7 protein-coding genes are annotated in these 11,779 nt (G+C 34.1%); 4 read left to right on the top strand and 3 right to left on the bottom strand.

Annotation, left to right across the window (positions count from 1 at the left end; all coding sequences use genetic code 11):
• The first annotated feature begins 37 nt into the window (after positions 1-37).
• The 4 genes from SJY34_RS13805 to argH all read left to right on the top strand — a co-directional run bounded on the left by SJY34_RS13805 (position 38) and on the right by argH (position 4,338).
• Positions 38-973, top strand: coding sequence for an acetylornithine carbamoyltransferase (locus tag SJY34_RS13805; RefSeq protein ID WP_400076591.1), 936 nt, complete (start codon positions 38-40; stop codon positions 971-973).
• A 123-nt stretch (positions 974-1,096) separates the two neighbouring features.
• The gene (argB, locus tag SJY34_RS13800) at positions 1,097-1,873 is read left to right on the top strand and encodes an acetylglutamate kinase (protein WP_400076589.1); all 777 of its coding nucleotides are present in this window, start codon (positions 1,097-1,099) and stop codon (positions 1,871-1,873) included.
• Positions 1,870-2,931 carry a M20 family metallo-hydrolase gene (locus SJY34_RS13795; protein ID WP_400076587.1) on the top strand — a complete coding sequence of 354 codons (1,062 nt, stop codon included), beginning with the start codon at positions 1,870-1,872 and terminating at the stop codon, positions 2,929-2,931. The genes argB and SJY34_RS13795 overlap by 4 nt, the downstream gene beginning before the upstream one ends.
• A 132-nt stretch (positions 2,932-3,063) precedes the next feature.
• Entirely contained in the window at positions 3,064-4,338 is a 1,275-nt protein-coding gene (argH, locus tag SJY34_RS13790) for an argininosuccinate lyase (protein ID WP_400076585.1), read from the top strand.
• A 6-nt stretch (positions 4,339-4,344) separates the two neighbouring features.
• Here argH and SJY34_RS13785 read toward each other — a convergent pair whose 3' ends face one another.
• The 3 genes from SJY34_RS13785 to gltB form a co-directional block, all read right to left on the bottom strand.
• Positions 4,345-5,415 carry a toxin-antitoxin system YwqK family antitoxin gene (locus SJY34_RS13785; protein WP_400076583.1) on the bottom strand — a complete coding sequence of 357 codons (1,071 nt, stop codon included), beginning with the start codon at positions 5,413-5,415 and terminating at the stop codon, positions 4,345-4,347.
• Positions 5,416-5,615: 200 nt separating this feature from the next.
• Positions 5,616-7,079: a glutamate synthase subunit beta gene (locus tag SJY34_RS13780; RefSeq protein ID WP_400076581.1), complete on the bottom strand. Its 1,464-nt coding sequence runs from the start codon at positions 7,077-7,079 to the stop codon at positions 5,616-5,618.
• A gap of 70 nt (positions 7,080-7,149) precedes the next feature.
• Positions 7,150-11,658, bottom strand: coding sequence for a glutamate synthase large subunit (gene gltB / locus SJY34_RS13775; RefSeq protein ID WP_400076580.1), 4,509 nt, complete (start codon positions 11,656-11,658; stop codon positions 7,150-7,152).
• Positions 11,659-11,779: the final 121 nt, after the last annotated feature.

Raw genomic sequence — 11,779 nt, 5'->3', positions numbered from 1 at the left:
TTAATTAAAAAGATTCCCACTTTCGCGGGAAGTAAAAATGAAAAATTATACAACCATAAAAGATATCTCAAACCTTTCGGAAACTATAAAGGGTGCTATTTTATTAAAAATGAATCCTTTTGAACTTTCAGAAATAGGAAAACATAAAACATTAGTAATGCTCTTCTTTAATTCGAGCTTAAGAACACGATTAAGTACAGAAAAAGCAGCAAAGAACTTAGGTATGGAGGTCATGATTTTAAATGTCAATGACGCTTGGAATTTAGAGTTTGAAGATGGCACTATAATGAACATTGATAAATCAGAGCATATCAAAGAAGCGGCTCAGGTAATTTCTCAATACGCAGATGTAATTGCTGTTAGAGCGTTCCCTGGATTAAAAGATAAAGCAAGAGATGAATCTGAATTAATTCTAAATAGCTTCAAAAAATATGCTACGGTTCCTATTATAAACATGGAATCTGCAACAGCTCACCCATTGCAAGCACTAACAGATGCGATTACAATTTCAGAATTAACAGAAAAGAAAACACCTAAAGTGGTCTTATCTTGGGCACCACATCCAAAAGCATTACCACAAGCTGTAGCGAATTCGTTTGTTGAAATGATGCAATATTTGGATGTTGATTTTACCATTACACATCCTGAAGGTTATGAGTTGAATACTGAAATCACCAAAGACACAACCATAAATTACAATCAAGAAGAAGCACTAAAAGATGCAGATTTTGTATATGTAAAAAACTGGAGCAGTTATACTGACTATGGCAAAATTTTAAGTGAAGATAAAAACTGGATGATGACTAAAGAAAAACTTGGTAAGGCTAAGTTTATGCATTGCCTGCCAGTAAGACGAAATGTAGTTGTTGAAGATGCAGTTTTAGATAGTAATCAATCTATTGTTATTCAACAAGCTAATAATAGAACTTATGCTGCACAAGTTGTGTTGAAGCAAATATTAGAAAACCTATAAATATTGTCGGGTCGAGCGCAGTCGAGACCTATTAAACATAAAAACCTCTCGCAGAGCTAAGCTCTCTACTTTCAACAAAATATATTTTGTTTCAAGTAATGCTCGAGGAGACAAAATATTAAAATGAAAACACTAAAAGTCATAAAAATTGGAGGTAACATTATCGATAATGATATTGCATTAGCTTCATTCTTAAGTGAATTTTCAAAACTTAAAGGTCTAAAAGTATTGGTGCATGGTGGTGGAAAATTAGCAACGCAATTGGCAAAGAAAATGAACGTACCTGTTAAAATGAATGAAGGCAGACGTATTACAGATACTGATACTTTAGACATCATTACCATGGTATATGCAGGGAACATAAATAAGAACATTATCGCCCAATTACAAGCCAATAATTGTAATGCCATTGGGTTTTCTGGTGCGGATGGAAATACTATCATTTCAGAAAAAAGACCTGTTAAAACTGTTGACTATGGATTTGTTGGTGATGTAAAAAAAGTAAATACGACTACTTTAGAAGTGTTATTAAAAAACAACATTACTCCAGTTTTTTGCGCTATTACCCATGATAAAAACGGGCAACTATTAAACACTAATGCAGACACCATTGCTTCAGAATTAGCGATTGGTTTTGCAAAACATTTTAAAACCGAACTCTATTATTGTTTTGAAAAAAATGGTGTTCTCGAAAACGTAGAAAACGAAGATTCCGTTATTGAAAACATCAACACTGGAAGATATAAAACACTAAAAGATAACAATATCATATTCGAAGGCATGTTACCAAAATTAGACAACTGCTTTCATGCAATACATCATAACGTACAACAAGTTTGTATTGGAAAATCAGATATGCTTTTCAATACAAACAGCAAACATACAACTATAACAAAATGATTGAAAAATTAACACAAGAAGCTATTGTTCTGCTAAAACAACTTATAGAAACGCAATCATTTTCTTCGGAAGAAGATAATACGGCTTTGTTAATTGAAGATTGGTTTACAACACATCAAATTCCTTTCAAACGGAATAAAAACAACATTTGGGCAACCAATAAACATTTCGATGAAAAGAAACCAACATTACTATTAAACTCACATCACGATACCGTAAAACCAAACAATGGTTACACAAAAGATCCTTTAAAAGCAATTGTAGAAGATGGCAAATTATATGGTTTAGGAAGTAATGATGCTGGTGGTTGTTTGGTATCCTTAATTGCTACATTTACCTATTTCTATAAAAAGAAAGACCTCAGCTATAATTTGGTCATTGTGGCCTCTGCAGAAGAAGAAAGTAGTGGTCCGGATGGTTTAAATAGTATGTTATCCATAATTCCACATGTTGATGTTGCCATTGTTGGCGAGCCTACCTTAATGAATTTAGCGATTGCCGAAAAAGGCTTAGTGGTTTTTGATGCGAAGGTAAAAGGTACGGCTAGTCATGCTGCACATCCTAATACTGACAATGCCATTTATAAAACCATTGATGTTTTAAAATGGTTTCAAGACTATACCTTTGAAAAGAAATCACCTGTTCTTGGAGATGTAAAAATGACGGTAACTCAAATTAATGCTGGCAAGCAGCATAATGCTGTTCCGAGTGAAGTTGATTTAGTGATTGATGTTCGTGTGAATGATAAATATTCTAATCAGGAAATTGCTGATATTCTGACTAAAAATTCACCCTGTTCTAGTATTGAAGCACGTAGTTTACGATTGAATTCATCGTCTATTCCAGTTCATCACGACTTAGTCAAAGCTGGCATTGAATTAGGCAGAGAAACTTATGGTTCTCCGACACTTTCAGATCAATCCGTTTTAACATGTCCATCTTTAAAATTAGGACCTGGTGATAGTACAAGATCGCATACAGCTGATGAGTTTATTTATCTCGCTGAAATTGAAGAAGGAATTGATTTGTATATTAAATTATTAGAAAAAGTACTATAAGCTTGTCCGGTCGAGCGCAGTCGAGACCTATTAATATTAAAAAACCTCTCGTTGAGCTACGCTCGCTACTTAAAACAAAATATATTTTGTTTCAAGTAATGCTCGAGGAGACAGAAGCAAAAATAAGAAAATATGAAACTTTGGGACAAAGGATTTTCAATCGATAAAAAAATAGAGCATTTTACTGTTGGCAATGACAGAGAAATTGATATGCATATTGCTAAATATGATGTTGATGCATCTCGAGCGCACGCTATTATGTTAGAATCCATCGGAATTATTAGTTCTGAAGAATTAGAACAGCTAAAGGCTGGCTTGCAAACCTTATCAGAATCTATTGAAGATGGAAGTTTTGTAATAGAAGACACTTTTGAAGATGTACATTCTAAAATTGAACATGAGTTGACAAAATCTTTAGGTGATGTCGGTAAAAAAATACACACTGCACGTTCTAGAAACGATCAGGTTTTGGTGGCACTTCAGTTATACTATAAGGAAAATCTTGAAATTATTAACTCCAAAACAAAAACGTTTTTTGATACACTTTTAGGTTTAGCTGAAACTCATAAATCGCAATTATTACCCGGTTATACCCATTTACAAGTTGCCATGCCATCCTCTTTTGGCTTATGGTTTTCTGCCTATGCAGAATTACTCATTGATGATGTTTATGTTTTAAATGCCGTTTCAAAAATTGTAGATCAAAACCCATTAGGTTCTGCTGCTGGTTATGGTAGTTCGTTTCCAATTGATAGGGACATCACAACAAAGGAATTAGAATTTTCAACTTTAAAATACAATGTGGTTGCTGCTCAATTAAGCAGAGGCAAAAGTGAACGTGCTATTGCAAGTGCTTTAGGTGGTTTATGCAATACCATGTCTCGATTTGCCATGGATATTTGTTTATATATGAGTCAGAATTTTGGTTTTATAACATTTCCAGACGAGTTAACTACTGGAAGCAGTATTATGCCACATAAAAAGAATCCTGATGTGTTTGAATTGATTAGAGGTAAGTGTAATAAAATTCAAGCATTGCATACCGAAATGTTATTAATCACAAACAATTTACCAAGTGGTTACCATAGAGATTTTCAGTTATTAAAAGAAAACATTATCAACGCTTTTGAAGATGTTAAAGATATTTTAGACATCTTCACTTATTCCATTCAGCAAATCATTGTGAAAGATATTGATCTTAATGATGACAAGTACAAATATCTATTTACAGTAGATAGTATTAATAATTTAGTAGTTGATGGTATGTCTTTTAGAGAAGCCTATCAACAGATTGGCGGTGAAGTACAAAATGACACGTACAAACCCGATTTAGGGAAAGAACATTCTCATATTGGGAGTATTCATAATTTGTGTTTGGATGATATTCAAGGTAAATTTCCTAAATAATAAAGATTAGTTTACTTCTTTACCTTCTTTATATTCAACAGATTTATCGTAATCCCCATTTTCATTATAATATTTCCATTCACCATGCATTAAACCATTTTCTATCTTACCCATGCTGTATAATTTTCCGTTTTCATGGTAAGATATTATTTCACCAAAAGGTATTCCATTTTTATAAAAGCCCATTTGGTTAATCTTTCCGTTTGGGTAATAAGTTATCCATCGCCCAGAAAGAACATTATTCGAATAATTAATAATTTTTAATAATTGTTCATTTTTATCATAAAGTTTCCACTCACCAACATTTTTTTCTTTTTCTACTACCTTACCTGTTGCATATAAAGTCTTATCGGACCTGTAAAACTTTCGAAATCCAGATAGTTTACCATTAATAAATTCCTCTTCGTAATAGCCTTTTTCACCACTATTTTTATCTATAAAACGAAATGTCCATAAACCTTCAGATACATTATTGTTGTAGTTCCCAGATGTTGTTAGTTCACCTTTTTCGTTATAAAATTTCCATAGTCCAGTCTTTTCACTATTTATTAGAATACCTTCTCGATTCTTTTCACCATTTTCATGAAAATATTGCCATTTTCCTGAATTTTTACCTCCAGTATAATCTCCTATTGATTTTAATTTTCCACTTTCATAATAGAATTTCCATTCTTCTGTTCTTTTACCTTCTTTATAAAAACCTTCACATTTTACCTCACCATTTTCATGATAGAAAGTCCATATATCTATTTCTTCATTGTCCCTAAAGCTCCCTTTACTTTTTATAGTTCCATCATTATAGTAGTACTTCCACTCACCTATTTTTTTACCTTGAGCATATTCTCCTTCACTTTTTTTGTTACCATCCTCATAAAAATATTTCCATTTGCCTACTTTTCTCAATTTTGCTTTTCCTTCTTTTTTGTATTCAAGATTATAACCTGTGGTTTTTATATTACCATTTTCAAAATAAAATATATACTCACATTTGTTATGGTTTTCCTGATGAATTCTAGTAGCTTTTAGATTACCTGAATCATAATACTTATTTTCTTCGTTTTTATTTTGTGCGTTCAAAAACAAAGAAAAATTTATAAAAATTAATATGAAAAAAGTTCTCATGTAATAGTGTATTGAATTATAAATATAATCAAAAGTCTTACCGCTTTTACCAATGAATAAAAAAAGCACCTGAAAACAGATGCTTTTATATTCTACCCTAAAAATATACTAACCCTAGAATTTATAGCAGTAGAAAGTTTTATGTAGCTATTTAATTATAACCCAACTAAATCACCATCCGCATTTTTTGTAGCTAAATCAGATTTACCCATTAAGTAAATATCTACTTGACGAGCCGCTTCTCTTCCTTCAGAGATAGCCCAAACAATTAAGGATTGTCCTCTTCTCATATCACCGGCCGTAAATATATTTGGAATATTGGTTTGATACTTTCCATAACTCGCTTTATAATTAGAACGTACATCTCTGTCTAATCCTAATTTATCGGCAATTGTGCTTTCTGGACCAGTAAATCCTAATGCTAATAATGCCAAATCACATGGCCATGTTTTTTCAGTACCTGCAATTTCTATTAATTTTGGTCGCTCACCAGGAACCATTTCCCACTCTACATTCACAGTTTTTAAAGCGGTTAGTTTTCCGCTTTTATCGGTTACAAATTCCTTAGTATTTATAAGCCAATTTCTTTCAACACCTTCTTTATGAGAAGACGATGTCTTTAATTGTAACGGCCAATATGGCCAAGGTGTTGCTGGAGATCTGTGTCCTGGTGGCTTTGGCATAATCTCAAAATTAACAACCGATTTTGCTCCTTGACGATTCGATGTACCGATACAATCCGAACCTGTATCTCCACCACCAATAACAATTACATTTTTATCTGTAGCTAATACCTGATCCTTTATTTCTTGCCCAAAAACCACTTTGGTTTGTTGGGTTAAAAAATCCATAGCTTGCACTACTCCATCAGCATCTATTCCAGGTGTTGGTAAACTTCTTCTTTCAGTTGCACCACCACAAAGTACAGTTGCATCAAACGCTTTTAAGTCTTCAACATCATAGTTAACTCCAACATTAACGTTGGTTTTAAATACAATACCTTCCGCTTCTAAAATGGCCAAACGACGATCTATAATCTCTTTTTCCATTTTAAAATTTGGAATACCATAGCGCAATAAGCCTCCAATAGCATCATCGCGTTCAAAAACAGTAACCGTATGACCAGCTCTATTTAATTGCTGTGCCGCTGCCAAACCTGCCGGACCAGAACCCACAATAGCAATTGTTTTTCCTGTTCTGGTTTTTGGTGGCTGTGGCTTAATCCAACCCTCTTTAAAGGCACGTTCAACGATATTTTTTTCAATATTTTCTATAGAAACCGGATCTTCAATAATACCTAACACACATGCTTGTTCACATGGTGCAGGACATAAACGCCCTGTAAACTCAGGGAAGTTATTTGTAGAATGTAAAATCCATGAAGCTTTTTGCCATTCACCTTGGTGTACCATGTGATTAAAATCTGGAATTAAATTCCCAAGTGGACAACCACTATGACAAAACGGAATTCCACAATCCATACAACGTGACCCTTGTTCTTTCAGATCTTTATCCTTAAGCGGCACAGTAAATTCTTTATAGTGCTTTACACGATCCTTTACTGATTTGTAGGATTCATCCTTTCTTTCAAATTCTTTAAAACCTGTTACTTTTCCCATTTTATTCCTGCGAAAGCAGGAATCTTATCCTGCAATCTAATTTTAATTAAATCTGTATTCTCTACCCCTATTAAGCTAACGCTTCAACCATTTGTTCTTCTGTCTCTAAACGTTTCAATGCACGTTTGTATTCCGTTGGCATAACTCTAACAAAATTGCTCAAACTCGTTTCCCAATCAGCTAATAATTTTTCACCTAACTGACTGCCTGTGTATTTCACATGCTTTGCAATTATAGATTTTAATTCATTAGCATCTTTCTTCAAAATCTTTTCAAATTCTATGGTTTCGGTATTACATAATCCATTTACAAATTTGTTTTCAGGATCGTAAACGTATGCTATTCCTCCACTCATGCCGGCTGCAAAGTTTCGTCCTGTTTTACCCAAAACTACCACTTTACCTCCAGTCATATATTCACAACAATGATCACCTACACCTTCCACAACCGCTGTTGCTCCAGAATTTCTAACCGCAAAACGTTCTCCTGCAATACCATTGATATAAGCCTGACCTTCTACTGCTCCGAATAAACAAACATTACCAACAATAATATTGTCTTCTGCAACGAAGTCTGCTTTAGCCGGTTTTTTAACTATAAGTTTCGCACCAGATAAGCCTTTACCTAAATAATCGTTTGTATTTCCTTCTAGTTTGAAAGTTAATCCATGTGCTCCAAAAGCACCAAAACTCTGACCTGCAGAACCTTCAAAATTGATATTCAAAGTATCTTCAGGTAAACCTAAATGACCATATATTTTTGAAATTTCATTACTTACAATAGCACCAACTGTTCGATTCGTATTTTTAATTGGATAAGCCAATGTCATTTGCTCTTTTCTGTATAAAGCACGATGTGAATCTTTTAGAATTTTAAAATCCAATACATTGTCTAAATTGTGTTCTTGCTTTTCGGTATTTTTAACCGTCATTTTGCTGTACGCTTCTGGTCTATGCAAGATTGAAGATAAATCTAAGCCTTTAGCTTTGTAATGCTTAATCGCTCTGTTTGCATTTATTTTATGGGTTTGACCAATCATTTCAGCCATAGTTCTAAACCCTAATTCTGCCATAATAGCTCTTAACTCTTCTGCGATATAATAGAAGAAATTAATCACATGTTCTGGTGTACCTCTAAAGTTTTTACGCAACTCTTTATCTTGAGTCGCAATGCCGACAGGACAGGTATTTAAATGACACTTACGCATCATTATGCATCCTGATGCTACTAAAGGCGCAGTTGCAAAACCAAATTCTTCAGCACCTAATAATGCTGCAATGGCAACATCACGACCTGTTTTTAATTGTCCATCGCACTCTACAACAATTCTGCTTCTTAAATCATTAAGAACAAGTGTTTGTTGTGCTTCAGCTATACCGAGTTCCCAAGGTAAACCAGCATGTTTTAATGAGGTTAATGGTGATGCTCCTGTACCTCCATCGTAACCAGAAATAAGCACCACATCAGCTTTTGCTTTTGCAACACCTGCTGCAATAGTACCTACACCAACTTCAGATACAAGCTTTACATTAATTCTAGCTTCACGATTTGCATTTTTTAAATCATAGATTAATTGTGCTAAATCTTCAATGGAATAAATATCGTGATGTGGTGGTGGTGAAATTAAACCTACAAATGGTGTGGAGTTTCTTGCAGCTGCAATCCATGGCAATACCTTCTCTCCAGGTAATTGACCTCCTTCGCCTGGTTTTGCACCTTGAGCCATTTTTATCTGAATCTCCTTAGCATTCGTTAAATAGTGAGAAGTGACACCAAAACGACCAGAAGCGACTTGCTTTATAGCTGAGTTTCTACTATCGCCATTGACATCTGGCTGAAAACGTTTTCTGTCTTCTCCACCTTCTCCTGAATTAGATTTTCCTCCAATTCTGTTCATGGCAATCGCCAAATTTTCATGTGCTTCACGTGAAATTGAGCCATAAGACATAGCACCTGTTTTAAATCGTTTTACGATTTCCGTCCATGGTTCTACCTCTTCAATCGGAATAGGGTCAATATTATTAAATTCAAATAACCCGCGAATGGTCATTAAATTTTTAGACTGTTCGTTTATGGCTTTAGCATAAACATCATAGCTCTTTTGATCACTCAATCTTACTGCTTGTTGAAGTTTTGCAACCGTTGTTGGATTGAATAAATGCTTTTCACCATTTCGTCTCCATCTGTAATCACCACCTATATTCAAACCTAAACGTTTATCTACGATATTTTCTGGATAAGCATGATGGTATCTTTTATCAATTTCTTTTTCGATTTCATATAAACCAATACCTTCTATTCTAGAAGTTGTATATGGAAAATATTTCTCAACAAATTGCGAATTGAAACCAACAATTTCAAAAATTTGAGAACCTCTGTATGAACGTAAAGTCGAGATTCCTATTTTATTCATTATTTTCAAAATGCCTTTTCCAATGGCTTTGTTAAAATTATCAACCGCTTTTTGCTCATCCATATCCGTGATAAAGCCGTCTTTAACTTGCATTCTAATGATTTCATTCACCATATAAGGGTTCACAGCACTTGCACCATACCCAAATAAGGTGGCGAAATGATGTGGTTCGCGTGGTTCTGCAGATTCGATTATTATATCGAAGTACGAGCGCTTGCGCAAACGATTCATTTGATGACTCACATAAGAACATGCTAATAATGGAGGAATTGGTGCTAACTCTTTACTAACTCCTCTATCTGAAAGGATAATAATGTTAGTTTTTCTTTCTAGTGCTTTTTCAATTTGAACAATGATGTTATCCAATGCATCTTCTAGACCATTTAAACCCTTATCCTTTTGGTATAATATTTCTATAGTTTCGGCTTTATAGCTTTCAACTTTAATATTTCTAATTTTATCTAAATCGTCATTTGATATTACAGGATTCTGAATTTTTAATTTTCTACATTGTCTTTCTGTAATGCTGAAAATATTTCGGTCTTTTCCTAAGGCCAAACTAATATCAGTTACAATTTCTTCTCTAATCCCATCTAATGGTGGATTAGTCACCTGAGCAAATAACTGTTTAAAGTAATTTGAAATCAACTGAGGTTTGTTAGATAAAACCGCTAAAGGTGTATCTATTCCCATAGAACCTAAAGCCTCTTTAGCCTTTTGTGCCATTGGCGTGATGACTTCTTGAATATCCTCAAACGTATAGTTGAATAAGCGCTGTCTTGTTTTTATATCTAGAGTTTCAATCGGACAGGTTTCGCCTGTATATGGAATATCTTTTAAATGTAATCTCGTTTTATCCAACCATTCCTGATATGGTCTTTCTTTTACAATTTTACTTTTTATTTCTTCGTCGTTTATAATTCGACCTTGATTCATGTCTACCAAGAACATTTTTCCAGGTTCTAAGCGACCATGACTTTCAACATCTTCTGGTGCAATATCTACCACACCAATTTCTGAAGACATAATTAATTTACCACTTTTAGTGACTGTATATCTTGAAGGTCTTAATCCGTTTCTATCTAATAATGCTCCTATATAATTCCCGTCTGTAAATGGCACAGAAGCAGGTCCATCCCATGGCTCCATAATACAGGCATTATAATCGTAAAATGCTTTTCGTTCTGGCGACATGGTTGCATGTTTTTCCCAGGCTTCAGGAATCATCATCATCATCACCTCCGGAAGAGAACGTCCCGTATGCGTTAATAATTCCACAACCATGTCCATAGAGGCAGAATCTGATTTTCCTGGTAAAATGATTGGAAATAATTTTTCTATTTGCGGTCCAAAGACATCACTTTTCATGATTTCTTCTCTAACTCGCATTCTACTCACGTTACCTCTAAGTGTATTTATTTCTCCATTTTGACACATAAATCGGAATGGCTGTGCCAATTCCCAAGTCGGCATTGTATTGGTTGAAAAGCGCTGATGCACTAATGCCAGGCGTGTCACCAAATCATCTTCTTGTAAATCTTTATAATAAGGACCTATATCTTCGGGCATTATAATACCTTTATATATAAGTGTATTCATTGATAAACTAGACACATAGAAATATGAACTTTGAGACATCTTAGATTTTCTAACCGTATGCTTTGTTATTTTTCGTGCCGCATATAGTTTTGCTTTAAAATCGGTTTCTGAAACTTCGTTAGATTTTCCGACAAAGATTTGTTCGATATTAGGTTCTGACGCTAAAGCTATTTCTCCTAGTTGCGTGGAATCTACAGGAACCTCTCGCCATCCTATAACAGAAAGTCCTTGAGCAATGATTTCTTTTTCGAAAGTATCTTTACAAAACTTATATTGATTTCTGTTTTTTGGTAAGAAAACCATTCCCACAGCATACTTTCCTTTTACTGGCACTTTGAATCCACAGACTCTTTTAAAATAATCATGAGGAATGTCTATTAAAAGACCAGCACCATCACCAGTTTTCCCATCTGCACTAACACCGCCACGATGTTCTAGTTTTACAAGAATCTCTAAAGCGTCATGTATAATTTGATTTGTTTTTTCTCCTTTTAGATTACATATAAATCCTGCTCCACAATTTTCATGTTCAAATTCTGGTAAATAGAGTCCTTGTTTCTTCAGCATAATTTAATTTTTTCGAAGGTTTTTAAGCCGCAGTGAACCTCTAATATATGCCGTAAAATTCAATTAAAAAAAAACTGGAAACACTTTTCTCATATCGATAATTAAGCACTATCTAAATGAA

Source organism: Winogradskyella sp. R77965, from assembly GCF_044594915.1.
Classification (GTDB): domain Bacteria; phylum Bacteroidota; class Bacteroidia; order Flavobacteriales; family Flavobacteriaceae; genus Winogradskyella.
This window is presented reverse-complemented; position numbering and strand designations above follow the sequence as displayed.